The organism is Rhodopseudomonas palustris (assembly GCF_003031265.1).
In the GTDB taxonomy this organism is placed as follows: Bacteria; Pseudomonadota; Alphaproteobacteria; order Rhizobiales; family Xanthobacteraceae; genus Rhodopseudomonas; species Rhodopseudomonas palustris_H.
In genome coordinates this window covers 714699-741415 of the sequence record NZ_CP019966.1, presented here as the reverse complement: position 1 = coordinate 741415, position 26717 = coordinate 714699, and the positions used below count along the sequence as shown (strand labels likewise).

24 protein-coding genes are annotated in these 26717 nt (G+C 64.9%); 12 read left to right on the top strand and 12 right to left on the bottom strand.

Going from position 1 to position 26717, the window contains the following annotated elements:
* Positions 1–21: 21 nt before the first annotated feature.
* Positions 22–1134 (bottom strand): Zn-dependent alcohol dehydrogenase, encoded by a 1113-nt coding sequence (locus RPPS3_RS03505; RefSeq protein ID WP_107342864.1) that lies wholly within the window; start codon positions 1132–1134, stop codon positions 22–24.
* A gap of 193 nt (positions 1135–1327) precedes the next feature.
* Here RPPS3_RS03505 and RPPS3_RS03500 point away from each other — a divergent pair, with 193 nt between their 5' ends.
* Positions 1328–2053, top strand: a complete 726-nt coding sequence (locus RPPS3_RS03500) for a Crp/Fnr family transcriptional regulator (protein ID WP_107342863.1) — start codon at positions 1328–1330, stop codon at positions 2051–2053.
* A 29-nt stretch (positions 2054–2082) separates the two neighbouring features.
* Here the strand turns inward: RPPS3_RS03500 and hcrB are convergent, their stop codons facing one another.
* Genes hcrB through hcrC form a run of 3 tightly spaced genes read right to left on the bottom strand, consistent with a single transcriptional unit; the run spans position 2083 to position 5878 of the window.
* Entirely contained in the window at positions 2083–3060 is a 978-nt protein-coding gene (gene hcrB, locus RPPS3_RS03495) for a 4-hydroxybenzoyl-CoA reductase subunit beta (protein WP_107342862.1), read from the bottom strand.
* Positions 3057–5390, bottom strand: coding sequence for a 4-hydroxybenzoyl-CoA reductase subunit alpha (gene hcrA, locus RPPS3_RS03490; protein WP_107342861.1), 2334 nt, complete (start codon positions 5388–5390; stop codon positions 3057–3059). The genes hcrB and hcrA overlap by 4 nt, the downstream gene beginning before the upstream one ends.
* Positions 5387–5878, bottom strand: a complete 492-nt coding sequence (gene hcrC, locus RPPS3_RS03485; protein ID WP_107342860.1) for a 4-hydroxybenzoyl-CoA reductase subunit gamma — start codon at positions 5876–5878, stop codon at positions 5387–5389. Before hcrC ends, hcrA begins: the two co-directional genes overlap by 4 nt.
* Before the next feature lie 167 nt (positions 5879–6045).
* On the opposite strand from hcrC, the gene RPPS3_RS03480 reads away from it, so the two are divergent.
* From RPPS3_RS03480 to RPPS3_RS03450, 7 genes are all read left to right on the top strand, one after another.
* Positions 6046–7665, top strand: a complete 1620-nt coding sequence (locus RPPS3_RS03480; RefSeq protein WP_107342859.1) for a benzoate-CoA ligase family protein — start codon at positions 6046–6048, stop codon at positions 7663–7665.
* 177 nt (positions 7666–7842) lie between these two features.
* Positions 7843–9021 carry an ABC transporter substrate-binding protein gene (locus RPPS3_RS03475; RefSeq protein ID WP_107342858.1) on the top strand — a complete coding sequence of 393 codons (1179 nt, stop codon included), beginning with the start codon at positions 7843–7845 and terminating at the stop codon, positions 9019–9021.
* Positions 9022–9106: 85 nt separating this feature from the next.
* Complete coding sequence (locus tag RPPS3_RS03470; protein ID WP_107342857.1) at positions 9107–9967, top strand: branched-chain amino acid ABC transporter permease; 861 nt, start codon at positions 9107–9109, stop codon at positions 9965–9967.
* Positions 9968–9969: 2 nt separating this feature from the next.
* Positions 9970–11757, top strand: coding sequence for a branched-chain amino acid ABC transporter ATP-binding protein/permease (locus RPPS3_RS03465; protein WP_107342856.1), 1788 nt, complete (start codon positions 9970–9972; stop codon positions 11755–11757).
* The gene (locus tag RPPS3_RS03460) at positions 11754–12476 is read left to right on the top strand and encodes an ABC transporter ATP-binding protein (RefSeq protein ID WP_107342855.1); all 723 of its coding nucleotides are present in this window, start codon (positions 11754–11756) and stop codon (positions 12474–12476) included. Before RPPS3_RS03465 ends, RPPS3_RS03460 begins: the two co-directional genes overlap by 4 nt.
* Positions 12477–12619: 143 nt before the next feature.
* Positions 12620–13054 (top strand): GNAT family N-acetyltransferase, encoded by a 435-nt coding sequence (locus RPPS3_RS03455; RefSeq protein ID WP_234820082.1) that lies wholly within the window; start codon positions 12620–12622, stop codon positions 13052–13054.
* A gap of 59 nt (positions 13055–13113) precedes the next feature.
* A complete protein-coding gene (locus RPPS3_RS03450; RefSeq protein WP_107342853.1) occupies positions 13114–13578 on the top strand; it encodes an Rrf2 family transcriptional regulator in 465 nt (154 codons plus the stop codon).
* Positions 13579–13624: 46 nt separating this feature from the next.
* Here the strand turns inward: RPPS3_RS03450 and RPPS3_RS03445 are convergent, their stop codons facing one another.
* From RPPS3_RS03445 to RPPS3_RS03410, 8 genes are all read right to left on the bottom strand, one after another.
* Positions 13625–13870, bottom strand: coding sequence for a YfhL family 4Fe-4S dicluster ferredoxin (locus RPPS3_RS03445; RefSeq protein WP_107342852.1), 246 nt, complete (start codon positions 13868–13870; stop codon positions 13625–13627).
* Between the two features lie 17 nt (positions 13871–13887).
* Complete coding sequence (locus RPPS3_RS03440) at positions 13888–15462, bottom strand: benzoate-CoA ligase family protein (RefSeq protein WP_107346411.1); 1575 nt, start codon at positions 15460–15462, stop codon at positions 13888–13890.
* A gap of 115 nt (positions 15463–15577) precedes the next feature.
* Positions 15578–16411: a benzoyl-CoA reductase subunit D gene (gene bcrD / locus RPPS3_RS03435; RefSeq protein WP_107346410.1), complete on the bottom strand. Its 834-nt coding sequence runs from the start codon at positions 16409–16411 to the stop codon at positions 15578–15580.
* 53 nt (positions 16412–16464) lie between these two features.
* A complete protein-coding gene (bcrA, locus tag RPPS3_RS03430; protein ID WP_107342851.1) occupies positions 16465–17778 on the bottom strand; it encodes a benzoyl-CoA reductase subunit A in 1314 nt (437 codons plus the stop codon).
* A gap of 11 nt (positions 17779–17789) precedes the next feature.
* Complete coding sequence (gene bcrB / locus RPPS3_RS03425; protein WP_107342850.1) at positions 17790–19100, bottom strand: benzoyl-CoA reductase subunit B; 1311 nt, start codon at positions 19098–19100, stop codon at positions 17790–17792.
* Positions 19097–20281 carry a benzoyl-CoA reductase subunit C gene (gene bcrC / locus RPPS3_RS03420; protein ID WP_107342849.1) on the bottom strand — a complete coding sequence of 395 codons (1185 nt, stop codon included), beginning with the start codon at positions 20279–20281 and terminating at the stop codon, positions 19097–19099. Before bcrC ends, bcrB begins: the two co-directional genes overlap by 4 nt.
* A 172-nt stretch (positions 20282–20453) precedes the next feature.
* Positions 20454–21473 carry a zinc-binding dehydrogenase gene (locus RPPS3_RS03415; protein ID WP_107342848.1) on the bottom strand — a complete coding sequence of 340 codons (1020 nt, stop codon included), beginning with the start codon at positions 21471–21473 and terminating at the stop codon, positions 20454–20456.
* Between the two features lie 75 nt (positions 21474–21548).
* Positions 21549–22076, bottom strand: a complete 528-nt coding sequence (locus RPPS3_RS03410) for a MarR family transcriptional regulator (protein ID WP_107342847.1) — start codon at positions 22074–22076, stop codon at positions 21549–21551.
* A gap of 122 nt (positions 22077–22198) precedes the next feature.
* Here RPPS3_RS03410 and badH point away from each other — a divergent pair, with 122 nt between their 5' ends.
* The 4 genes from badH (at position 22199) to aliA (ending at position 26695) form a co-directional block, all read left to right on the top strand.
* Positions 22199–22966, top strand: a complete 768-nt coding sequence (gene badH, locus RPPS3_RS03405) for a 2-hydroxycyclohexanecarboxyl-CoA dehydrogenase (RefSeq protein WP_107342846.1) — start codon at positions 22199–22201, stop codon at positions 22964–22966.
* 29 nt (positions 22967–22995) lie between these two features.
* Positions 22996–23778 carry a 2-ketocyclohexanecarboxyl-CoA hydrolase gene (gene badI / locus RPPS3_RS03400; protein ID WP_107342845.1) on the top strand — a complete coding sequence of 261 codons (783 nt, stop codon included), beginning with the start codon at positions 22996–22998 and terminating at the stop codon, positions 23776–23778.
* 64 nt (positions 23779–23842) lie between these two features.
* Positions 23843–24994, top strand: a complete 1152-nt coding sequence (gene aliB / locus RPPS3_RS03395; RefSeq protein WP_107342844.1) for a cyclohexanecarboxyl-CoA dehydrogenase — start codon at positions 23843–23845, stop codon at positions 24992–24994.
* Between the two features lie 57 nt (positions 24995–25051).
* On the top strand, positions 25052–26695 hold the full coding sequence (gene aliA, locus RPPS3_RS03390) for a cyclohexanecarboxylate-CoA ligase (RefSeq protein WP_107342843.1): 1644 nt from the start codon (positions 25052–25054) through the stop codon (positions 26693–26695).
* Positions 26696–26717 lie beyond the last annotated feature (22 nt).

Below are 26717 nucleotides of genomic sequence, written 5' to 3'. Positions count from 1 at the left end.
CATCGGCGTTGCGCGCTGACTTTAATCGATCAGCACTACGCCGCGCAGGTTCCGCCCGGCATCGAGGTCGGCATAACCTTGGTTAATCTCGTCGAGCCGATAGGTCCGGCTGATCAGTTCGCCGAGCTTGAGATCGCCGCGGCGATACAAGCCCAGCAGTTCGGGGATCTGCAGACGCGGGCTGGCGAAGCCGTACACCGCGCCCATGATCGCCTTCTGAGTGGCGAACAGTTCCAGCGGCGGCACGTCGATCTGCTTGACGGTGTCGGGCGTGATCGCAGTGACCACAACGTTGCCGGCCTTCGCGGTGGCACGAAACGCCGGCAGCAGCGTTTCGGCTGGGTTGATGCAGACGAAGGCGTGATCGACGCCAACGCCTTCAGTCAACGCCTGCACGGTGCTGATCAGCTCGCCGCCTTGCGCCGTGGTGCCGTGCGTGGCGCCGAAGCTCCGCGCCCATTCCAGCTTTTGTGCGACGATGTCGGCAGCGATGATCATCGACGCGCCGCAGAGCTTTGCGCCCTGCACCACGTTCATGCCGTCGCCGCCGCAGCCCACGACCAGCACGGTGTCGCCCGGCTTGACGCGCGCGCGATGGCGCGCAGCGCCGACACCGGCCGGCACGCCACAAGCGATCAGGCTGGCATGATCGAGCGGAATATCCTTCTCGATCACCAGCACCGAGGCCTGATCGACGACCGTGGCTTCGGCAAACGCTCCGATCATGCAGAACGCGCCGACATCGTGGCCGTCGGCATCGCGTCGGCGGAAGCTGCCGTCGAGCTGCGGCCCATGCGTGATGCGCGGCCCCTCGGCGCATAGATGATGCAATCCGCGCTGGCACCAGCGACAACGACCGCAGCCCGGAATGAAGGTGAGCACCACGTGATCGCCCGGCTCGACGCCCTGCACCTGATTGCCGATCGCCTCGACGACCCCCGCGGCTTCATGACCCAGCACCATCGGCTGCATCGCAACACGGCGCTCGCCGCGCATCACGTGATAATCGGTGCGGCACAGGCCGATCGCAGCTAGCCGCACCAAGACTTCGGTCGGCTGCGGCGGATCCAGCACGATCCGCTCGACGCGGAGCGCCGCGCCAATCTCTCGAAACACCGCCGCCCGAATGTCCATGCCTCGTAGGTTAGCAGTAGCTCGCAGGTTTTCAACGCGCCTCCGCGGCGCAGCACGGGTGATTGCTTTGCAACATGGCGCTGCAATGCAACATAATTTCGTACCGGAATGCTCAAAATAGTTGATGGCGATCAAGGAACCGCGAAACCCGCATGGGGTGTAGTTGCCCTAATCAAAATTGGAAACGCTCTCGATGGCTTCGAAGCTGACCGGTGGTGATCTACAGGTCATCACCCGGATCGCCGTGTTTCGCGGACTGAAGGCGGAGACCGTCGCGCACATGATCGCGCCGGCCACCGCGATCAGCCTGCGGCCGCGCGAGTCGATCGTGCGCCAGGACGAACCGGCGACCGCGTTCTTCATCGTCGTCGGCGGCTGGGTCAAGCTGTTTCGCAGCAATCTGGCCGGCGACGAAGCCGTGATCGAAATCATGAGCCGTGGCGGCAGTTTCGCCGAAGCTGCGGCGCTGACCGGCCATCGCTATCTGGCCAACGCCGAAGCCGTCACCGACGCGCGTGTCGCGCGAATCCCTGCCGATCATCTGGTCCGCTGCATCCGAGCCAACCCGGATATCTCGGTGCCGATGATCGCTTCGATCTGCCAGCATATGCACCATCTGGTGCAGCGTGTCGAACAACTCAAGGCGCAGAGCGGGGTGCAGCGGCTGGCCGAATTCCTCGCCTCGCTAGCGACCGCCGAGCACGGCTCCTGCGCGCTGGTGCTGCCCTACGACAAGGCGCTGATCGCCGGTGAGTTGGGTTTGACGCCGGAATCGCTGTCGCGGGCCTTCGCCAAGCTGCGCAGCATCGGCGTCACCGTCGAGGCATCACAAGTCGCGGTGCGCGATGTCGCACGGTTGCGCAAGCTGGCAACCGACGGCCGCAGTGCGGTGCGCGGCAAGCTGCAGGCCGTGCGCTAACCGCTCATTCGCGCAGGGCCACGTCACCCCTACGCCAGTGAGGCAAACAGCTCGGCCGTCACGCGGCTTGCCAGGGCCGCCGCGACGACGCGCCGGTAATTGGCCGGCATCAGCGTCGTCCGCATCGGCTGCACTTGTTTCTGCACCAGCCGATCGATCTCGCGCAGCAGAGCATCGTCGAGCGGCCGCTGCGAAAAGGCGGCGGTCTCGGCGAGCAGGAACGGCCTTGAATTGGTCCCCGTCAGCGCGATGCGAAGCTGCGCGATCTTGGACCCGGAACGCGTCAGCGCAACTGCTATGCCGGCAAGCGGATAGTCGATTGCGCCGCGCTGCCGCACCTTGACGTAGCGCGACGCAGGTGGGTCGGGCGGCAGCCACACCGTAACAAGGACCTCGCCTGGCCGCAGCGCGAGATGCGCCCGTCCATCTTCAACATACAATTCGCTGAGCGCGATGCGGCGCCGGCCACCCGGCCCGGCGATCTCAACCTCGGCGCCGAGCACCAGCAGGGCCGGCGCAAGATCGCCGCTGAAGGCGGCGTGGCAGCGGGTGCCCTTCGGGGCGACGTGACAAGTCTCGCCGCGATTCTTCAGGCAGTACGCATTGGCCCCGCGCCACCATTCGGTCTGATTGTAGTAGATGCAGCGGGTGTCGAGGCAGAGATTGCCACCGACGGTGCCGAGCTTGCGATGACCGGGCCCCGCCACACTGCGAGCAGCTTCGCTCAGCGCCGGATAGCAGGCCGCAACCAGACTGTCGGCGGCGAGGGTCGCCACGTTGACTCCGGCGCCGATGGTCACGCCGCTGCCATCGGCGACGAGCCGTTTGATCTCGGCGATGCCGGTGGTGTCGATCAGCGTCTCGGGCTGCGCGATGCCGCGCCGCATGTTGACGAGCAGATCCGTGCCGCCCCCGAGCAGCCGTCCTTCCGGATGCGCCAGCAGTGCGGCGATCGCCTCATCGACCGAGCCGGGACGAAGCAAATTCAACGCGTTCAGGCCCGTCATGAAGCGGCCCTCACCGCCACTGCCCGCTTCGCTTCGCGCCGCCTCCGCGCCAGCGCCTCGACGACGCGATCGGGCGTCGCCGGCAGATCATCGAGATCGATGCCGATGGCATTGGCGACGGCATTGACCATCGCCGGCGGAAAGCCAGCAAGCGCACCTTCGCTGGCCTCCTTGGCGCCGAACGGCCCAAACGGATCGACGCTTTCGACGATCGCGACCTCGATCGGAGGCGATTCAATCATCGTCGGCATCCGGTATTCGAGAAAGCTGGCATGCGCGGGCAGTCCGTCGAGATAGCGCGTCTCCTCGCACATTGCCTGCCCCATCCCCATCCACACCGCGCCCTGTACCTGCCCGACCACCGCGAGCGGATTGATGGCGCGGCCGCAATCAAGCGCCGCCCAGACCTTGTCGACGGTGATCAGGCCGGTCGCGTCATCGACGCTGACCTCGACCACCTGAGCGGCGTAGCTGAATCCCATTGTCGAACCGACGGCGCCGCCGCGATGTTTGCCGCCCTGCGATTCCGGCGGGCACGTGAAAGTGCCCTTGACCGTGATTGCGCCCTCGTCGACCAGCGCGGCTTTGGCCACTTCGGCGAACCCGAGCGCGGCCTGGGCGCCGCTGCCGATGAAGAAGCTCTCGCCGGCACACTCGATCTGCTCGGGCGCGGCCTCGAGCTTGCGGGCTGCCGCCGCGATCAGGATCTGTTTCAACTTCGTCGCCGCATCGATGGCAGCGTTGCCGACCATGAAGGTGATGCGCGACGAATACGCACCATTGTCCTTCGGAGTGATGGCGGAGTCGCCGGAAATCACCCGGACCCGGTTCAGCGCGATGCCCAGCGTTTCTGCGACCGTGATCGCCACCACGGTGGACGATCCCTGGCCGATGTCCGCGGCGCCGGTCAGCGCGGTGACGCCGCCGTCGAAATCGAGCCGCAGCGCCACCACCGCATGGGGCTCGCCGGTGAAATGGATCGGCTTGGCCGAGCCGCTGACATAGTGCGAGCAGGCCATGCCGAGGCCTTTGCCCGGCGGCAACCGGCCGATCCGCTCGCGCCAGCCGCTGGCATGCTCGACCTTGTCCAGGCACTCGGCGAGGCCGTAGCTGTTGACCATCAGATCGTTGAGCGTGCGCGTCGGCGCCGCCAGCAGATTGGTACGGCGCACCGCAAAAGGATCGTGGCCGAGTTCTCGCGCCATCCGGTCGACCAGATTCTCGAAAGCATGACGGACGTCGACCGAGCCGTGCCCGCGCATAGCGCCGCACGGCGGCAGGTTGGTGTAGACGCGGTAGCCGTCGTATTTGACCGCCGGAATGTCGTACAAACCCTGCAGCAGCGCGCCAGCATACAGGATGGTGACGATGCCGTAACCTGCATAGGCGCCGCCGCGCTGCACCACCTCGCATGAGCAGGCGGTGAACCGGCCGTCGCGGCGCATGCCGATCGTCAAGGTGATGTCGGTCTGCGGCCGGGCGCGGTGGGTAATGAAGGTCTCTTCACGGCTCAGCCGCATCGACACTTTGCCGCCGGCCTTACGGGCGAGCAGCGCGGCGATCACCTCGAAGTTCAGCACCTCCACCCGCGCGCCGAAACCGCCGCCGACGAACGGCTTGATCACCCGCACCCGCGACGGATCGATCTCGAGGCAGCGCGCCAGCATCAGGTGCAGATAATAGCCGACCTGTGACACGCTCTGGGCGGTCAGCCTCCCAGTGGCCGGATCGTAATCCATCAGACAGGCATGCGGCTCGATCTGGGCGTGGTTGACCTCCGCACAATGGTGCGTGTGGGTACGGATCAAGTCGGCGGCTTCGAAGCCCGCGGCGAGATCGCCGAACTCGTTGTGAACTTCGCGTTCGATATTGCCCGGCTTGTTGTCGTGCAGCAACCAAGCATCCGGGGCGCGTGCAGCCTCGGACTCATAGTAGGCCGGCAGCTTTCGGAACTCGCATTCGATCAGGTCGAGCGCGCGCTGCGCCGTCTCGGCGTCGATCGCAGCCACCGCAGCAATCGGCTCGCCTCGATACCGGACGCGATCGCGCGCCATCGGATATTCGTTCATCGCGATCGGCAGCACACCGTAGGTGATCGCACAGTCCTCACCGGTGACGATCGCAGCGACGCCGTTGAGCGCGAGGGCCTTGCTGATATCGAGCCGGGCGATCTCGCCATGACTGATCGGACTGCGCAGAATCCGCGCGACCAGCGCGTCGGCATGATCCAGATCGGCGGTATAACGCGCTCGCCCGGTGACTTTGTCGATGCCATCGACCAGCGGAACGCCGGCACGGTCGAGGCCTCCCTGAAACGCGGGACTGCTCATGGCGCGATCTCCACGGCGGCTTGCACCGATTCGACAATCTTGGCGTAGCCCGTGCAACGACAGAGATTACCGGACAGCGCCGTCCTGATCTCTTCGTCGGTCGGCGACGGATTGCGGCGCAACAGACCTTCGGCCGCCATGATCATGCCGGGCGTGCAAAAGCCGCATTGGGCGCCGAGCCGCTCGTGAAATGTCTGCTGCAGCCGGTGCAGCCGCCCATTCGCCGCCAGGCCCTCGACCGTCTCGACGTGACGTCCCTCGCAGCGCACCGCCAGCACCAGGCAGGACGGAGTTGCTTCGCCGTCGATCAGCACGGTGCAAGCACCGCACTCGCCGCCGTCGCATCCTGTCTTGACGCCGGTGAGCCCGGCGATGTCGCGCAAGTAATCGACCAACAACATGTCGTCGGTAACCGCGTCCTCGCGCCATCGGCCATTGACGTTCAGGCCGAGCAGCCGCTTGCGGCGTCGCAGCATCGTTTCATCCATGGGTCGCTCCCTCGCCAACCAGACTGTCGGCGCGGGAGGGCGGCATCCATGACCAAAGTCAAGCGATCGTCACGCCGCAACAGTCGACTAAGCGCTTAGCAAAAATCAAGGAGATCGCTCCGAGCGAACGCTTAGATCACTCCAATTCATAGACGTTGGAGGGAACCATGCCGCTACGCGACTACAACGCGGCGGTCGATTTCGTCGACCGCAACGTTGCGGAAGGCCGGGGCGGCAAAATCGCCTTCATCGATCCGCAGCGCAGCTTGAGTTATGGCGAGCTGCGCGACGCCGTCGCACGCGTCGGCCCAATGCTGGCACGCCTCGGCGTCGAGCAGGAAAACCGCATTGCGCTGGTGCTCAAGGACACCGTCGACTTCCCGATCCTGTTCTGGGGCGCGATCCGCGCCGGAATCGTTCCGGTGCTGCTCAACACCCGGCTGAACACGGATCAGTATCGCTATCTGCTAGAAGATTCGCGATCCAAGGTGGTGTTCGCCTCCTCGGAATTCCTGCCAGTCATCGAAGAGGCCACGGCCGATCTGCCGCATCTGCGCGCGGTGGTCGCAGTGGACGACGCTCCGCACTCAGCCCTGCAACTGGCTGAGCTGCTCGCGGCCGAGGACGAAGGCGGCGCCCCCGCTGCGACTTGCGCGGACGACATCGCCTATTGGCAATATTCCTCGGGCACCACGGGGATGCCGAAAGGCGTGATGCACGTACATTCGAGTCCGCGCGTCATGGCCGAGAATGCCGGCCGCCGGATCGGTTACCGCGAAGATGACGTGGTGTTCTCGGCAGCCAAGCTGTTTTTCGCCTATGGGCTCGGCAACGCGATGTTCTGCACCATGGGGATCGGCGCCACCTCGGTGCTCTACCCCGAACGGCCGACCGCCGACTCGGTGTTCGATACTTTGCAGCTGCACCAGCCAACAATGCTGTTCGCTGTGCCGACACTCTATGCGGCCATGCTGGCCGATCCGCGCTCTCGCACAGAGACACTCCCGGAAAGGCTGCGGCTGTGCGTCTCTGCAGGTGAACCGCTGCCGGCGCAGGTCGGGCTCAACTGGCGCAATCGTTTCGGCCGCGACGTCGTCAACGGCGTTGGCTCAACCGAGATGGGCCACCTGTTCCTGACTAACCTCCCACACGCCGTGGAATACGGAACGTCAGGTGTGCCGGTCGACGGCTACCGGCTGCGGCTGGTCGACGAAAGTGGAGACGACGTGGCCGACGGCGAGATCGGCGAATTGCTGGTGAATGGCCGTTCGGCCGCCGCGGGCTATTGGAATCAGCGCGACAAGACACGAACGACCTTCGTCGGCGAATGGACCCGAACCGGCGATAAATATCACCGGCGCGCCGATGGCGTTTACACCTATTGCGGGCGGACCGACGACATCTTCAAGGTCAGCGGCATCTGGGTGTCACCGTTCGAGATCGAACAGGCGCTGATGAGTCACGCCAAGGTGCTGGAAGCTGCGGTGATCCCGGCCGAAGACATCGATGGGCTGGTGAAGCCGAAGGCGTTCGTCGTGCTGGCGTCCCGCACCGATATCGATCCCGGAGCGCTGTTCGACGAGCTGAAGGAACACGTCAAGGCCGCGATCGGGCCGTGGAAATATCCGCGCTGGATTCAGATCATGGACGATCTGCCGAAGACATCGAGCGGCAAGCTGCAGCGCTATCTGCTCCGCGAGATGACGCTCGGCGGAGTGGACGCTACGGAAAACACGCGCGCTGACCGCGTGGTCTATGGACGCGCCGCCGCCGGCAGCGGACGATGACAACCAAGTCGGCGCTTGCGGGTGCAGCGCAATATCAGCAAGACTGACGATGCGACCATCGGCCTCATTGGCGTCTCGCAAAATGATCTGGCTCGATGTAATAGTCGCAATAAAGTACCGAAAAAGCAAAATGACGAGCTGATCGCTCGCGAAGGGAAGACCGAGGGGAGGACTACCATGATCGATCGACGTCGTCTGTTGTCGCTCGGAGCGTCGGCTGGTGCCGCGCTGGCCTGCGGCCCGTTTATTCGCCCGTCCTACGCGCAAGCCGGCGCCCTGAAGGTCGGCCTGCTGCTGCCCTATAGCGGGACTTATGCGCCGCTCGGCGAAGCCATCACCCGCGGCCTCGAGCTGTATGTGCAATCGCAGGGCGGCAAGCTCGGCGGCAGGAGCATCAGCTTCGTCAAAGTCGACGATGAATCCGCACCGCCGAAGGCGACCGAACTCACCACCAAGCTGATCCAGAGCGAGAAGGCCGACGTGCTGATCGGCACGGTGCATTCCGGCGTGGCGATGGCGATGGTGAAGATCGCCCGCGAGGACGGCATTCCGACCATCGTGCCGAACGCCGGGGCCGACATCATCACCCGCGCGATGTGCGCGCCCAACGTGTTCCGCACTTCATTCGCCAACGGCCAGATCGGCCGCGCCACCGGCGATGCGATGATCAAAGCCGGCCTGAAGAAGGCCGTCACGGTCACTTGGAAGTATGCGGCAGGCGAAGAGATGGTGTCCGGCTTCAAGAAGTCGTTCATCGCCGGTAAGGGCGAGGTGGTCAAGGACATCACCATCGCGTTCCCCGACGTCGAATTCCAATCGGCGCTGGCCGAGATCGCGTCGCTGAAGCCGGACTGCGTCTATGCGTTCTTCTCCGGCGGCGGCGCGCTGAAATTCATCAAGGACTACGCGGCAGCCAATCTCGGCATTCCGCTGTGGGGACCTGGCTTCCTCACCGATGGCGTCGAAGCCGCGGCCGGCCCGGCCGGCGACGGCATCAAGACCGTGCTGCACTACGTCAGCGACCTCGACAACGCCGAGAACCAGGCGTTCGTCAAATCGTTCGAGGCGGCCTACAAGATCCCTCCGGACGTCTTTGCGGTGCAGGGCTGGGACGCCGGGCAGCTGCTCGACGCCGGCCTCAAGGCGGTCGGCGGCGACGTCGCTAAGCGCAAGGAGCTCAATGCCGCGATGGCGGCGGCAAGCTTCGCCAGCCCGCGCGGACCGTTCAAACTGTCGGCCGCGCATAACCCGGTGCAGAACTTCTATCTGCGCGAGCTGAAGGGCGGCAAGAGCGTCAATCTCGGCCTCGCCGCACCGGCGGTCGCCGACGAAGCGATCGGCTGCAAGCTGAGCTGATAACTGCCCGACTGAGGGTTCGGCAGCGGCCGGCGCATCGTCGCCGTCCGCGGCCCTACCCGACCGACATCGGTGACAGGTTCCCATGAGTCTCATTCTGATTCAGGCGCTGAACGGCCTTCAGACCGGACTGGTGATCTTTCTGGCCGCCAGCGGCCTGACACTGGTGTTCGGCATTCTCGGCGTCATCAATCTCTCGCACGGCTCGTTCTACATGCTCGGCGCCTATTTGGCGCTGTCGCTGACCGGGATGTTCGGCGACGTCTTCCTGGCGCTGGTCGCAGGCATTCCGCTCGCCTTCCTGCTCGGTCTGGCGATCGAGTGGCTGTTCATCCGCCATCTCTACGATCGCGATCATCTACAGCAGGTGCTGCTGACCTTCGCGCTGATCCTGATCTTCAACGAATTTCAGCAGGTGGTGTGGGGCTCGTATCCGCATTCGATCCCGGCGCCGAGCTATCTGTCACACAGCGTCAGGCTCACCGAAGGCCTGAGCTATCCGGTCTATCGGCTGGCTTTGATGGCGATCTGCGTTGCGCTGGCCATCGCAATGGCGCTGGTGATCCAGAAGACCCGGATCGGCCGCCTGATCCGCGCCGCCGAATCCAACCGCGAGATGGTTGAGGCACTCGGCTTCGACTCGCGGCTGATCTTCCGCATGGTATTCGCCACCGGCGTTGCACTCGCCGCCACCGCCGGGATGCTGGCGGCGCCGATCGAAAGCGCCTATCCAGGCATCGGCGACCGCGTGCTGATCATCTCCTTCGTGGTCGTGGTGATCGGCGGCATCGGCTCGGTGCGCGGCGCGTTCATCGGATCGCTGCTTATCGGCATGGCCGACGCGTTCGGCAAGGTGTTCCTGCCGCAGTTCTCCAGCATCATCATCTACGCGCTAATGGCGCTGGTGCTGGTGATCCGGCCGGCCGGGCTGTTCGGGCGGGCCTGACGATGCTGACCCGTCCCAACCTCGTCGTCGTCCTGTTCTTCACGGTGCTGCTCGGCTGCCTGCTGGCGCTGCCGTTCATCGCCGGACCGTATCCGGTCAAGCTGATGACACGGATCGTGATCATCGCGACCTTCGTGCTCAGCCTCGACTTGCTGATCGGCGTCACCGGCCTGGTCAGTTTCGGCCACGCCGCGTTCTTCGGCTGCGGCGCCTATGCGGTGTATTTTGTTTCACCCGAGGCAGAGGCCGCCAATGTCATTGTCGCGCTCGGCGCTGGCCTGCTGGCCGGCGGGCTCGCCGCGCTGGTGGTCGGCGCGTTCGCGACGCTGACGCGTGGCTTCTATTTCATCATGGTGACGCTGGCCGCCGGCCAGATGCTGTTCGCGCTGTTCCACGACACCGACATCGCCAAGGGCTCGGACGGCGCCTATATCAACGTCAAGCCCGAGCTGACGCTGGGCGGTCTGACGCTGCTCGATTTCTCCGACCGCCTGCAGTTCTATTACGTCTGCATCGTCGTGCTGATCGCCGCCTACGGCCTGCTGCTGGCGCTGGTGCGGTCGCCGTTCGGCCGGGTGCTGCAGGGCATCCGCGCTAACGAGGTGCGGATGAGTTCGCTCGGCTACGACACCTATCGCTACAAGCTCGCCGCCTTCACCATTGCCGGCATGGTGGCCGGGCTCGCCGGCGCGCTGTTCGCCTCGATCGACGGTTTCGTCACGCCCGACCTGCTCAACTGGCATCAATCCGGCCTCGCCATCATGATGGTGGTGCTGGGCGGCGCCGGCACGCTGTTCGGCCCGATCCTCGGCGCGCTCGCCTACTCGTCGTTGGAAGAACTATTGAAGACCGCCAGCATCGTCGGCTCGCTGGTCGCCGACCATTGGCGGCTCGGCACCGGCGCCACACTGATCGCCGCGGTGCTGATGTCGCCGGACGGCCTCGCTGGATTGCTGAACTGGCGGCGCAAGCAGCCCCAGGCCACACCCGCGCGGCCTCCGGTGGACGAACCGCAGCGTCCGGCGAAGACCGCGAAGGCGCTGGCGACCAGCCATCTCAGCAAGAACTTCAACGGCATCGCGGCGGTCAGCGACGTCACCGTGACGTTTGAGCCCAACAAGGTCCACGCCATCATCGGGCCGAACGGCGCCGGCAAGACCACCTTCACCAACCTGTTGTCCGGCGCGTTGCCCGCCAGCGCCGGCAGTGTGCAAATCGACGAGCTCGACGTCACCGGCTGGCCGGCCTATCGGATCGCCCGCGCCGGCCTCGGCCGTTCCTATCAGCGCACCAACATCTTCCCGCGCTTCACCGTGCGCGAGAACTGCGTGCTCGCGGCGCAACTCGACAAGGGCGCGCTGTGGCGGCTGCGCGATGCGCCGTATCGGGCGCGCGAACACGCCGCGGTCGACCGCGCCCTGCGGGTCGCAGGACTCGCCGATCGCGGCGACACCATTGCCGGACGGATGTCGAATGGCGAGCAGCGGCAGCTCGAAATCGCAATGCTGATCGCCAGCGGCGCCGATCTCTTGATCCTCGACGAGCCGCTGGCCGGGATGGGGCCGGAGGAAACCCAGCGGGTGGTGGCGCTGTTGCGTGACCTGGTGCGCGACCACACCGTGATCGTGATCGAGCACGACATGGATGCGGTGTTCGCTGCCGCCGATACGCTGACGGTGCTGGTGCAGGGCAAGCTGTTCGCCCGCGGCCGCCCCGATGAGATCCGGCGCAACGAAGCCGTGCTCGAAGCCTATCTCGGTCATCACGCCAAGATGAAGGAGTCGGCATGACCGCAGCGGCACAAGCGATGCTCGATGCACGCGGCATCGACGCCTTCTACGGCCCCAGCCACATCCTGCGCGGCGTGAACTTCCACGTCGGCCGTGGCGAGACGGTTAGCCTGCTCGGCCGCAACGGCATGGGCAAGACGACGCTGCTGCGGACACTGATGGGACTACTGAAGCCGAAGCGCGGCGCGATTCTGCTGGACGGCCGCGACGTCACCGATGCGAGGGCCAATATCAAGGCGCGTGCCGGCATGGGTTTCGTGCCGGAGGGACGCGGCATCTTTCCGAACCTGTCGGTCGAGGAAAACCTTCTGTTTGCGGCCCGCCCGGGTCCTGACGGCCGCGTCGACTGGACCCAGGAGGCGATCTACCAGATGTTTCCGCGACTATTCGAGCGGCGGCGGATCTGGGGCAATCAGCTGTCTGGCGGCGAGCAGCAGATGCTGACGATCGGACGGGTGCTGCTCAGCAATCCCAGCATCCTGCTGATCGACGAAGCGACCGAAGGTCTTGCGCCCAAGATGCGCGACGCGATCTGGGAAACGCTCGGCATCATTGCGCGCAAGGGAATCTCGATCGTGATCGTCGACAAGAACCTCGACGATCTGGTCGACCTGGTCGACCGCCACGTCGTGCTGACCAAGGGACAGGTGGTGTTCGAAGGCACCTCGGCCGAGCTGCTCGCCGATCAGGAGATGGTCAGAACCATGCTGGGCGTCTGAACCGCCTCGTCTCAAAGATCAATCGACGCCCGGCGCCGTGGCTGCATAATCCGCATCAGGAGCCGGGATCACGCGGCACCACGAGGGAGGACAACGCGATGAGTGGCGCAAGCAGCATCACCGCGGCGGAGCCGTACCGCGATGTGCAGATCCGGCCCGCTGCGGCGGCGGACGTGGCGCGCGTGGCGGCGATCGACGAGGCTGCGACCGGCGAAGCCAAACCGCGTTATTGGCAGAGCCTGTTTGAAAGTTTCTCGCAGAACCGTGCCGGCTGCCGCGCCTTCCTGGTCGCCGAGCTGAAGGGCGAGGTGGTCGGCTTCATCTGTGGCGAAGTGCGGGATTTCGAGTTCGGTGCGGAAAGCTGCGGCTGGGTGTTTGCGTTGACCGTCGATCCTGCGATAAGGGTGAACAGTATCGGCACGCAACTCTTTGAAGAGATTTGTCTAATTTTCACTCAGGCGGGGGTGAGGAAGGTTCGCACGATGATCGAGCACGACAATCAGCTCGTCATGGCGTTCTTCCGCAGCCAGGGCCTGATGGTCGGCCGGTTCATCGGAATGGAAAAGAATCTCGACTGATCACACCCCCGACGCGCTCGCGCGGTTTGTGGTCGAGACCAACACGAAGATTGACGCCGATGCGGCTGCAGAAATCGACGATGTGTGGACTATACGCCGTGCTCGAACTCGCGGCGAATCCGGATCGTCAGGTTTCGGCCGGCGACATCGCCGACAAATACGACATCTCGCTCAATCATCTGGCCAAGGTGCTGCGCACCTTGGTGCGGGCGCGCTTGATCGAATCGGTGCGCGGCCCCGGCGGCGGCTATCGCTTCGCCGGCAATCCCAAGCGCGTCACCCTGCTCGATATCATCGCGCTGTTCGAAGACACCGGGCTCGACCTGCAGGAGGCCGCCTCGGACGAGCATGAAGAGAGCCGGGCGCTGCACAAGGTTCTGCGCGACATCGACGAAATCGCGATGACGACGCTTCGGTCGGTGTCGATCACCTCGCTGCTCAAGGTAATCGACACCGAACGCCGCAAAGCCGAACGCGGTCCGAACGGCGCCTCGGCCCGGCATTCGTCGGCCGGACGGGCGTAGCCCTCAACCGGGCTTTCAGGCTGCATCGTTGCGGCGCAGCCGTTTCTCAGGAATGCAGCTGCTGGTACTTGTCCTGCAACTGCTCGGGCGTCTCGCGCCAATCCGGATTGGGCACAATGGAATCGGCGGGACAGACGAGCTGGCACTGCGGTTCGTCTTCGGCACCGACACATTCGGTGCAGCGTAGCGCATCGACCGCATAGATCGTGTCGCTGGCCGAGATCGCCTGGTTCGGACACACCGGCCGGCACGCGTCGCAGGCCGTGCAGTCCTCGTTGATCATCAGCGCCATGTCGTCCTCCTCCCGGTTCAGCCCAACACGCCCTCGCGCAGCTTGAAGCGCTGGATCTTGCCGGTCGCCGTCTTCGGCAATTCGGCGACGAACACCGTGCTGCGCGGATATTTGTACGGCGCCAGTCGATCCTTGATGAAAGTCTTCAGCTCGGTCTCGGACAGCGTCTGACCCGGCCGCGCCACAACATAGGCCTTCGGCTTGGTCAGGCCGTGCTCGTCGGCGACGCCGACCACGGCGGCTTCGAGTACGCCGGGATGCTGCACCAGCGTTGCTTCGATCTCGAACGGGCTCACATAGATGCCGCTGACCTTCAGCATGTCGTCGGTGCGGCCCGCATAGGTGTAGGAGCCGTCGTCGTTGCGGACGTATTTGTCGCCGCTCTTGGTCCAGCCGCCCTGAAAGGTGTCGCGGCTCTTGGCCCGGTTGCCCCAGTACATCGTCGCCGACGACGGGCCGTGAATGTAGAGATCGCCCGGCTCACCGTCGACGACCGGTCCGCCGCCATCGCCGCGCAGCTCGATCTGATAGCCCGGCACCGGCCATCCGGTGGTGCCGTAGCGCACCCGGTCGGGCAGGTTCGACAGAAAGATGTGCAACATCTCCGTCGAACCGATGCCGTCCACGATATCGATGCCGAAATGGCGCTGGAACCGCTGCCCGATCTCCGCCGGCAGCGCTTCGCCAGCCGACGACGCGAGCCGCAACGCCACCTGATCGCGCGACGGCAGGTTCGGCGCGGCCAGCATGCCGGCGTAGCCGGTGGGCGCGCCGTAGAACACGGTCGGCTTCACTCCGCCAACACCGCCCAGCCAGCGCTTGAACACCGCGTCCGGGGTCGGCCGTTCGCCCATCAGCAACGTGGTGGCGCCGACCGTCATCGGAAACGTCAGCGCGTTGCCGAGGCCGTAGGCGAAAAACAGTTTCGCCGCCGAAAAACAAATGTCGTCTTCGCGCAGATGCAACGTATGGCGGCCGTACAGCTCCGACGTCCAGTACGGATTGGCGTGGGTGTGCACCACGCCTTTCGGCCGCCCGGTCGACCCCGACGAATACAGCCAGAACGCCGGATCATCCGCCTGGGTGGCGGCGGGCTTCTCCAGCGGCGCCTGTGCGCCGACGAACGCGGCGAAATCGACCTCGCCCGGCTCCAATGGTGCCGCGGGGCGCGAGACGATGACCCGCTGCACCTCGTGATCGCTCTTGGTCAGCGCCGCCTTGAGCACCGGATGCAGCGCGCCGCTGACCAGCACCGCCTGGGCGCGCGAATGCTCCAGCATGTAGGCGTAGTCATCGGCGGTGAGCAGCGTGTTGACCGCGACCGGGACGATGCCTGCATAAATTGCGCCGAGAAACGACACCGGCCAGTCGGTGCCGTCGAGCATCAGCAGCAGCACGCGCTCTTCGCGTTTGGCGCCGATCGCGCGCAAGGCAGCTGCGAGCTGACGCGCCTGGGCTTCGAGCTGCGCAAAGCTCAGCGACGAGATGTCATCGACGAACGCCGTCTTGTCCGGCCGCACGCGGTTGGCCTGCAGCAGATGTTCGGCGAAATTGAATTTCTCGGGTGGCGGCGTGACCGCTGCGGCATTCATGGTTTCCTCCTGATCGCCTTTATGGTTGTCCGGAAGCGATCTTGACGCCGCTTTCCGCTCGCCGGTTGTGAATGCCGATATCGGCATCCACCCGGCTTCAGGCTGATCGCAATTATCAGGCGGCGCGTGCCATGTCGGCAAGCCTCTTGTGACGGAAGGCTCCCCACAGTGCTGCGCCGATCGCCCCGGCGTAAATTGCGTCCGGATGGCTCTCGATCGCGACGTCGACCTTGGCCTTGACCACGGCGTCCTTCATCGCCTCGACCAGCCCGGCGTCGAGCGCCAGACCGCCGGTCATCTGCACCGTGCCATCGAGGCTACCGAGGGTCTTGAGCAGCTTGGCCAGCCGGTCGGCCATCGATTCATGGATGCCGCGCAGAATGTTCGGCGACGAGATCCCACGCGACACCATGTTGATGACGTCGGTCTCGGCCAGCACGGCGCAGATGCCGGAGACTTTCTCCGGATTGTCGGCACGCTGCGACAGCGAACCGATCTCGTCCTGCGCGATACCGAGATAGCGGGCGATGTTCTCCAGGAACTGTCCGGAGCCAGAGGCGCATTGACTGGTCATCTTGTAGGCTAGCACCTTGCCGCGCTCGTCCATGCGGATCGCCCGGCCATGCAACGCGCCGGTGTCCAGCACCGCGCGGCTGCCCGGATTGAGATAGATCGCACCGCGGGCATGCGTCGTCATCGAGTAGAAGTGCCCGGTGTGGAAGGTGAGCGCCTCGCCCTCGCCGGTGGTGGCACAATAGGCGACGTCGGCGCGCGCCAGACCCGTCTCTTTCAGCAGATCATCGTAGATGTCGCCGGCGAGCTTCAAGGGATCGCGCTGCCGCACCCGCTCGACCCGCTTGCCGAGGCAACGCTCCTGGTCGCCCTCGACCGCGAACGCCACCACCTTGATGGCCCCGGTCCCGACATCGATCCCCGACGTGATGGTCATCGTTTCCTCCTCGCAAGTCCGGCCGAACGTTTGATCATCCAAGCGCCCATCGTTCACGCCGCGACGGCGCGGCGGGCGAATTCGGAGGCGCCGAGCGCGCCGGTGTAGATCGAGTCCGGATTGATGTTGATCGTCACCTCGCCGTAGTTCTCTTGGATCAGTTTGCGCAGCTCGCGGACCGCCGCCTCGTTCTTGGCGACGCCGCCGGTGAAGGTGAACTGATCGGTGACGCCGCCCGAGCGCGAGATGATCGAGATCGCCCGCAGGATGATGGCGCGGTGCAGGCCGGCGAGAATGTCCTCGCGCTTCTCGCCGAGCGACAGCCGATCGCGCAGTTCGGCGCCGGCGAACACCGTGCAGGTCGAATTGATCCGCGCCGGGCGATTGGACTGCATCGCCAGCGGACCGAGCTCGTGCAGCCCCATGTTCATCTCGTCGGCGATGTAGCCGAGATAGCGGCCGCAGCCGGCAGCGCAGCGATCGTTCATCTGGAAGTTCTCGACGATGCCGTGACCGTCGATCTGAATGCCCTTGGTGTCCTGGCCGCCGATGTCGAGCACGGTGCGCGTGCCGGGATACATCATGTGGGCGCCGAGGCCGTGGCACAGGATCTCGGAGCGAATGTGCTCCTTGGAGAACGGCAGCGTCACCCGGCCGTAGCCGGTGCCGACCAGATAGGTCTCCTCCAGCTCGATCCCGAGCGCCGACTCGATCATCGCGGCGAAATCGCCTTCGCCATCAGCCGCGTGCGAATCCGCAGCCAGCATCCGCGCAACGGCACGGCGAAACTTGTCGCTGAGGTCGCCACCCGGCGGCCGATTCTCGACCTCGATGATCGACTTGTCGTAGGCGTTCAGCACCATGTCCAGCGCGATCCCCATCTCGCGGGCCACCGCTTCGGCGTGGACATGAAACCGCGAACCGGCGATGTCGCGGAAGAAATCCGACTTGCGCTTGGCACCGGGGGCATAGAGCGAGGCCGCCTCCTGCCGCAGCCGGGCGAAGATGACGTGCAGCGCCTCCTGCAGCGGGCCGGCAATCGACTTGAAGCGATCCGCCTCGAGCTGGCGATGACACGTCTCCTCCAGATCGTCGAGCTGTTCGAGAAACTGAATGAGCCGGAAGTTACGCTCCAATGCCGCCAGGAACTCGGCGCTGTGCTCGTGGCCGGCCTCGCCGACGTGAAGGGCCCGGCGGAACAACGTGAACCGGGCGTCGATCCGCGCCTCTTCGGAGGCGACGCGCGCCGCGGTGGCGTAGTTCGAGCGAGAATTGGTGATGCCGCGCCCGATCACCTCCTTGTTGTCGTCCATCAGCACCGCCTTGGTGGTGGTGGAGCCGAGATCGATTCCAACGAAAGTCCGCATCGTTGCGCTCCTCAGGCGGCGCCGCGGAAGCCCGCGCGCTTCTGTTCGATCATCTGGAAATAGCTCTCCAGCCGGTTCTTGACGTTGGCGGCCGAGAAATAGCGCGGGTCGACCAGATCGGTCTCGATGAACGCCGCCGGCTTGCCGGTGCGCTTCTCGACCTCGCGCATCATCAGGAGCTGGCCGGCGGAGAACGAATTGCAGCTCTTGATCGAATTGATCAGAAGGCCGTCCGCCTGGTATTCGTTGATATAGTTCTCCAGCATGTCCACCCGCATCGGCAGATTGCGGTTGGTGTAGACATTGAGGCAGTATTCGGCGAGCGACTCCAGCGGCCGATCCGGATCGTGGCGGAAGCCGTAATCATAGGTGCCGCCGACCTTGGTGTAGCTTGAGGCGACCACCACGGCGCCCTCGTCGTAGAACATCTTCCAGAACTGGCGGAAATTGGTGTAGTTCGGGGGGCCTTCCACCACTAGGCGGTAGCGCTCCTGCCCCATGTCGCCATCGGGCGTCACCGGCCCCTTACCTTGCGCGATCCGCCCCTCGACCTCGGCGCGCAGGAACTTGTAGTATTCGATCGCATCGTCGGTGCCGCGGAAGGCGCCGAAGATCGGCCCGATGTAATAGATCCCACCGAAATAGGCGTCGATCGGCGACGGCTTGTGCTTGGCCGATTGCAGCACCCAGACGTGATCGTCCTCGGCCTTGGCGGACTTGCGCAAATATTCGCGCAGCCGGTCGATGTCGAATTTGACACCTGAGATCCGCTCCAGCTTCGGGATCACGTCTTGCCGGAGCTGCTTGACCATGTAGCTGATCATGTCCTTGGTGATCCGGCCATCGGCCAGATACGGCGTCTGGAACATGATGGTCTCGCATTTGTACTGCCGGCGTAGCAGCTCGAACCATTTCATGAAGGTGAAGCAGCCGGTGTAGGATAGCAGCAGCACGTCCGGGTCGGGCAGCGGCTTGCCGTTCGGACCGATATTGCCCTTGGCCATCATGCCGATGTCGGATTTGACGTAGGTGCAGACGTCTTCGGAATGGCCGAGCTTTTCCGCCTCCATCACGTAGCCGCCGCTTTGCCGCCGCAGCCCGTTCTGGATCGCGTTGACCTCCGGCAGGTTGTTGACCATGTCGAAGCACATCAGCAGCTCGTTGAGATTGCCCGGCACGAAGGTCGCGGCCACCTTCTCGCCGCGCTCCTTGGCGCTCGCGAGGCGATCGTAGTGGGCGTTGACCATCTGCTTCTGCCGCGCCATCGACGCATCCTTGATGGCTTCCGGCGGCTTGGTCTTCGGTCCGACGATGACGGTCATGCTCCGCTCCACAATTTGATCGAATCGGCGAAGGTGCCGGCCTGCTCGCGGATCGGCTGCATCTGGCCGGAATTCTCGGCGTATTTGAAAGCGATCTGCGGAATGCCGTGGCTCTTCAGCACCGCCTGCAGCATCGGCCGCTCGAGCAGTCCTGGATCGCAGAACGACGTCATGGCGAAGATCACGCCTTCGGCGCGGTTCTTCCGCACGCTGTCGACCAGACACAGCCCCTTCTTGGCCTCGTCCGGCTCGTATTTCGGCGGCGTCGATTTGGAGTCGTGCAGATATGCGTGGGCGAGGCTCCGCAGCGGATCGCCGTCGAGCGCGACGTCGGAATTCTCCCAGCGCGTCACCAGAATGAAGTCGTCGTCGACGATGTAGCAACCCGACAGCTCGATCGACTTGATTAGGTTCAGCGGCGGCTGCTCGCAGAACATGCCGCAGATCACCACGCGCGAATTGTCCTTGATCGGCCGCTGCTGCAGCCGCACTGCCGCCAGGTAATCGGTGAGCATCTGGTTGTGCTCCTCGACCGGGATCACCATGCCGGCGCGGAGCAGCAGATAGAGTTCCGCCGACGGCACGTTCCACGGCTCGTCGGCGCGCAGCTGATACAGCGCACGGACCAGCCGGCGGTTGTCGTTGAACACCGCGATCGAGGCGCGGATCGCATCGGAGGTGATCGGCTTGCCGGTGAGGCTCGACAGCCATTCGCAGGTTTCGCGCAGCTCGCTGACATAGAACTCGCCGCCGAGATCGTCGTCGAAATTGTGCGGCAGGTCGATGTAGCGCGCGCCCTTGGACGGGAACATCAGCTTCCACATCCCCGACAGATTGCGGATCACGTCGCAGATCGATGGAAACATCATGCCGTCGACGAAGTCGAGCCGGCCGGAGACACCGAGTTCGATGGTCGAGCGCGGAATTCGGCAGATGTAGCTCTGATAGTAGGCGTCGCCGTGGATGACTTCGAGCTGGTCGCCGCCACCGAAGATCCCGAGTGGCAATCCGCCGGCGGCGTGGACCAGTTCGCGGGGAGCGTAGTAGGGCAGAAAGCCGACCACGATGCGGCCGGGCTCTGCGGCCTTCCATTCGCGGGCGGCGGTGAAGCTGAGGTCTGAGAACAGCGTCTCGCAACGGGCGATGATGTCCGCCGTGGTGTGATGCGGCCTGTCGAGCATGCCGGTCGTCCTCCCTGCCCGGCGGCTCTGCCGGGGTCGCGCTGCCGGCCATTTTCCGGTCCGGCGATTTAAATGTAATCTAGTATTGGAATGCGAAAATTAATTTGATGCGGATCAAATCTGGCGATGGGAAAGCCGAGACCGGACGGACGGCACCCCGCCGCCGCGGGGCTCAGATGTCGATCGCGATCTTGCCGAACTGGCTGCCGGATTCGAGATGATCGAATGCGGCGCGGATATCGCCGAGCGGATAGTGCAGATCGATCGGCGGTGTCAGCTTTCCGGCATCGCACCAGGCGATCAGATCGGAAAGCTCACTCGGGTTGCCGAGGGTCGAGCCGAAGATCTGAAGTTGGCGGATGAACACCCGGCGCAAATCGGCCGGCGGCTGGTCGCCGATCGTGGCACCGCAGGTCGCGACCCGCCCGCCGCGCACCAATGACTTCAGCGCCGCGCTCCACATCGCGCCGCCGATATTCTCGATCACCACGTCGGCGCCGCGGCCGCCCGTCAAATCCATCACCGCGGCGGGGATCTTATCGGCCGGCGCATCGATCACCGCATCGGCGCCGAGCGCCCGGGCCCGCGCCAGCTTGTCAGCGCTGCGTGAGGTCACCAGCACACGGGCGCCGGCGGCCGCAGCAATCTGCATCGCCGCGAGCGACACGCCGCCACCAACCCCGAACACCAGCACGGTTTCGTCCGGTTGCAGCTTCGCCTTGGTGAACAGCATCCGCCACGCCGTAAGATAGTTCACGCCGAGCGCAGCGGCCTGGGCGAAATCAAGGCGGTCAGGGATCGGCAGGGCATTTCCCGCCGGCACGCAGACATACTCGGCCATGGTGCCGTCGCGATGCTCGCCTAGCAGGCTCATCTTGGCGCATAGCACCGGCTCGCCGCGGCGGCAGAATTCGCAAGAACCGCAGACGATCCCCGGATACAGCGTCACCCGCCGCCCAATCAGCTCCGGCGTGTCCGCCTCCTCGATCACGCCGGCACCATCTACTCCCATGATCTGCGGCAGGCTGTGGGTGATGCCGGCGCCGCTGTCGCGCATGTAGAGGTCGACGCGGTTAACGGTCGCAGCGCGCATCCGCACCAGCACTTCACCCGGGCGGCGCTGCGGCGTCGGGCGATCGCCGACCTCGATCACCTCGTTGCCGCCATGACCGGTCATGAATGCCGCCTTCATCGCCTCCGTCTCCCTCGTCTTGTTATCGCTTGCGCCCGATAGATGTTGGATGAGGCCCGCGCGCCTTGACCAAAGTCATTCCAATTCCGTCGCCGCCGGCTCGCCCGCAGCGCCATCGTCGAGACGTTTCATGTTGTCGAGGATCTTGAGCAGATAGTGCAGCGCGTGGGTGACATCATTGATCGAGAAATCGCCAAGCACTTCGCCGTAATAAGCACGGATCTTCGGCTGCGCGAGCACCTCCCAGACGTGCCGCCCGGACTTGGTCATCGTCACCAGCCGTGAGCGGCGATCGCGCTCGTCCGGCACCACCGCGACATGACCATCGCGCTCCATGCGACCGATCAGGCCGGTGAGATTCTGCCGACTGACCATCAGATAGCGGGCCAGATCGCCAATGCTCATGCCGGTCGCCACCGCGGGTCGCGACAGCGCTCCGAGCACCGCCCATTGCTGCGTCGTCAGCCCCTCGGCTTCGACCGCCCGGGTGCCTGTTTTATGCAACATATTGGCACATTGATAGAGACGGAAGAACAACCGGTTGGCCAGCTCCATCTTCGCATCTGCAGCAGGATCGGCACTCGTGCGCTTATTTGCCATCATCGACCATCTTGACGCATCTTCGCAACGCTGCCTAAATATAACAATATATTGTCCTAGTTGCCAGCTTCGATCGCGGGCTTCCTGGGGAAAAAGAGATCAGAATCAAAGAGGAGCGAGCGAGGATGGCGCGGCTGCAGAACAAAACGGCAGTGATCACGGGTGGCGGCGGCGGCATCGGCGGGGCGACGTGTCACCGGTTTGCGCAGGACGGCGCCAAGGTTGCGGTGCTCGACCTCAATCTCGACGCCGCCGAGAAGGTCGCCGGCGAGATCCGCGCCGCGGGCGGCGCGGCCGAAGCGATCCGCTGCGACATCGCCGACCGCAAAAGTGTCGACGCCGCGATCGCGACGACGGCGGACAAACTCGGGCCGGTGGACATTCTGGTCAACAACGCCGGTTGGGACATCTTCAAGCCGTTCACCAAGAGCGAACCCGGCGAATGGGAGCGACTGATCGCCATCAACCTCATCGGCGCGCTGCACATGCATCACTCAGTGCTGCCCGGCATGGTCGAGCGGCGCTATGGCCGCATCGTCAACATCGCCTCTGACGCAGCGCGCGTCGGCTCGTCGGGCGAAGCGGTGTACGCCGCTTGCAAAGGCGGCCTCGTCGCATTCTCCAAGACCTTGGCACGCGAACACGCCCGCCACGGCATCACCGTCAACGTCGTCTGCCCGGGACCGACCGACACCGCGCTGCTTGCCGGTGTGACCTCCGGCGCCGCCAATCCGGAGAAGCTGATCGAAGCCTTCACCAAAGCAATCCCGCTCGGCCGACTCGGCAAACCGGATGATCTCGCCGGTGCGATCGCGTTCTTCGGCAGCGACGACGCCGGCTTCATCACCGGCCAGGTGCTGAGCGTCTCCGGCGGCCTGACGATGAACGGCTGAGCCCAATCAACAATTACGGGAGGATTCCAATGCAGTTCGAAGACCTGATCTATGAAATCCGCAACGGCGTGGCGTGGATCATCATCAACCGTCCGGACAAGATGAATGCGTTCCGCGGCACCACCTGCGACGAGCTGATCAAGGCGCTGTACAAGGCCGGTTACGACAAGGACGTCGGCGCGATCGTGCTCGCCGGCGCCGGCGACCGCGCCTTCTGCACCGGCGGCGATCAGTCTACGCACGACGGCAATTACGATGGCCGCGGCACCGTCGGGCTGCCGATGGAAGAACTGCACACTGCGATCCGCGACGTGCCTAAGCCGGTGATCGCCCGCGTCCAGGGCTATGCAATCGGCGGCGGCAATGTGCTGGCGACGATCTGCGACCTGACGATCTGCTCGGAGAAGGCGATCTTCGGCCAGGTCGGCCCGAAGATGGGCTCGGTCGATCCGGGCTACGGCACCGCGTTCCTGGCCCGCGTCGTCGGAGAAAAGAAGGCCCGCGAGATCTGGTACATGTGCCGGCGTTACTCGGGCAAGGAAGCCGAAGCGATGGGCCTCGCCAATCTCTGCGTGCCGCACGAGGAGCTCGACACCGAAGTGCAGAAGTGGGGCGAGGAACTGTGCGAGCGCTCACCGACCGCGCTCGCGATCGCCAAGCGCAGCTTCAACATGGACACCGCGCATCAAGCCGGCATCGCCGGTATGGGGATGTACGCGCTGAAACTCTATTACGACACAGAGGAATCGCGCGAAGGCGTCAAGGCGCTGCAGGAGAAGCGTAAGCCCGAATTCCGCAAATACATCAAATAACCGCTCTCCCGCCGACGAACGGCGCCGGCAACGCCGGCGCTCGAATTCTCAAGGAGGGCGAGGCATGAATCCATATTTGAACGAAGACCTCGTGGCGCTGGCCGCGCAGGCCCGGCGGTTCGCCGCCGACCGGATCGCACCGGGATTTCAGGAGCGCGACCGCACGCGGGTGCTCGACCGCAGCTTGATGAAGGCGATGGGCGAGATGGGCTTCATCGCGCCGGAACTGCCGGAAGCTTGCGGCGGGCTCGGCATGGGCAGCCTCGCGGCCGGTGTGATCCACGAGGAGATCGCGCGCGCCGACCTCAGCATGTCCTATGTCAATCTACTCGCCTCGCTGAACGGTCAAATCCTGTCGCAGCACGGCCAGCGCGAGATCGTGCAGCCGTGGCTGACGAAGCTGATCGCCGGCGACGCGCTGTTCGCGATCGCGCTGACCGAACCGCGCGGCGGCTCGGATGCGGCGAACCTGCGGCTGCGGATCGAGCGCGACGGCGACGACTACATCGTCAATGGCGAGAAGACCTCGATTTCCGCCGCCGATCAGGCCGACGCCGCGGTGGTGTTCGGCCGCACCGGCTCGATCGAGTCCGGCGCTCACGGCGTCACCGCGCTGCTGATCCCGATGGACCTGCCCGGCATCACCCGCAGCCGGTTCGACTGCCACGGCCAGCGCGCGATCGGCCGCGGCTCGCTGTTCTTCGAGAACGTGCGCGTCCCGGCCGCACATCGGCTCGGCGACGAGAACAAGGGTTTCGTCCAGGTGATGCAGGGCTTCGACTTCTCGCGCGCACTGATCGGCTTGCAAGTGCTCGCCGTTGCGCGTGTCGCGCTCGAAGAGACCTGGGCGCATGTCGCGGAACGGCAGGCATTCGGCAAACCGCTGTCGGCGTTTCAGGGCGTGTCGCATCCGCTCGCCGACCTCGACACCCAGGTCGAGGCTGCGCGCCTTCTCTGCCTGCAGGCGCTGTGGCTGAAGGACCAAGGCGCGCCGCACAGTGCCGAGGCCGCAATGTGCAAATGGTGGGCGCCGAAACTCGCCTACGACGTGATCCATCAATGTCTGCTGATGCACGGCCACGGCGGCTATGACCGCGGCCCGATGGAGCAGCGGCTGCGGGACGTGCTCGGCTTCCAGATCGGCGACGGCACCGCGCAGATCATGAAGACGATCATCGCGCGCCACCGTGCCGGCCGCGCCGCAGTGCCGGCCTGAGCGGAGGCGCTGCCGAGACATTCTGCATCCATAACTAATAACTATTCCGGGGGAAACATGGAGTTCGACGCCGTTCTGCTGCCGCCACGCCGCGCCGCGAGCATCGCCGCCGGCCTGTGGCACGACCGCACCATCAACGACGATCTCGACGCCTGCGTGACGCATTGCCCCGACAAGATCGCACTGACCGCGGTCCGGCTTGACGGCGGCGCGGTGCGCCGCTTCAGCTACCGCGAGCTCGCGACGCTGGCCGATCGCGTCGCGGTTGGCCTCAGCCGGCTCGGCATCGGCCACGGCGACGTTGTGGCGATGCAACTGCCGAACTGGTGGCAGTTCACCGTGCTGTATCTCGCCTGCTCCCGGATCGGCGCGGTGCTCAACCCGCTGATGCCGATCTTCCGTGAGCGAGAGCTGTCGTTCATGCTGAAGCACGGCGAAGCCAAGGTGCTGGTGGTGCCGAAGAGCTTCCGTGGCTTCGATCATGAAGCCATGGCGCGCGGCCTGCAGCCTGATCTGCCGGCGCTTCGAACCATCGTGGTGGTCGATGGTCACGGCGTAGACGATTTCGACACGTTGCTGACGACGCCCGAATGGGAAAAGCAGCCGGACGCCGCAGCGATCCTGAGCCGCAGCCGGCCCTCCCCGGACGACATCACACAACTGATTTACACCTCCGGCACCACCGGCGAGCCGAAAGGCGTGATGCACAGCGCCAATACGTTGATGGCCAATATCGTGCCCTACGCGCAGCGGCTCGCGCTTCGCGAGTCCGACGTGATCCTGATGGCGTCGCCGATGGCACACCAGACCGGCTTCATGTACGGGCTGATGATGCCGATCATGCTGCGCGCCAGCGCAGTGCTGCAGGACATCTGGGATCCGGCCAAGGCCGCCGAGCTGATCCGCGCCGAGCGCGTCACCTTCACCATGGCGTCGACGCCATTCCTCACCGATCTGACGCGCGTGGTGAAGGAGAGCGGCGAGCCGGTACCCAGCCTGAAGACCTTCCTCTGCGCCGGCGCGCCAATTCCCGGGCCGCTGGTCGAACAGGCTCAGGCGGGTCTCGGCGCCAAGATCGTCTCGGCCTGGGGCATGACCGAGAATGGCGCGGTGACGCTGATCAAGCTCGACGACGATGACAAGCTCGCCTCGACCACCGATGGCTGCCCGCTGCCAGGCGTCGAGGTCAAAGTGATCGACGGCGAGGGCAAGGCGCTGCCGCCGAACCAGATCGGCCGGCTGGTGGTGCGGTCGTGCTCGAATTTCGGCGGCTATCTGAAGCGGCCGCATTGGAACGGCACCGATGCCGACGGCTGGTTCGATACCGGTGACCTCGCCTACATGACCGCCGACGGCTACATCCGGATCAGCGGCCGCAGCAAGGACGTGATCATCCGCGGCGGTGAGAACATCCCGGTCGTCGAGATCGAGGCCCTGCTCTACAAGCACCCGGCCGTCGCACAGGTCGCGATCGTCGCCTATCCAGACGACCGGCTCGGCGAGCGCGCCTGCGCCGTGGTGGTGCCGAAGACCGGGGCCAGCATCGACTTCGCCGCGATGGTCGAGTTCCTCAAGGCGCAAAAGCTGGCGCTGCAATACATCCCCGAGCGGCTCGTGGTTCGCGACGCGATGCCGGCAACACCGTCCGGCAAGATCCAAAAATTCCGGCTGCGCGAGATGCTGCAGCAGAGTGATCTTTAAAGCGCACACCGACCACGGAGCA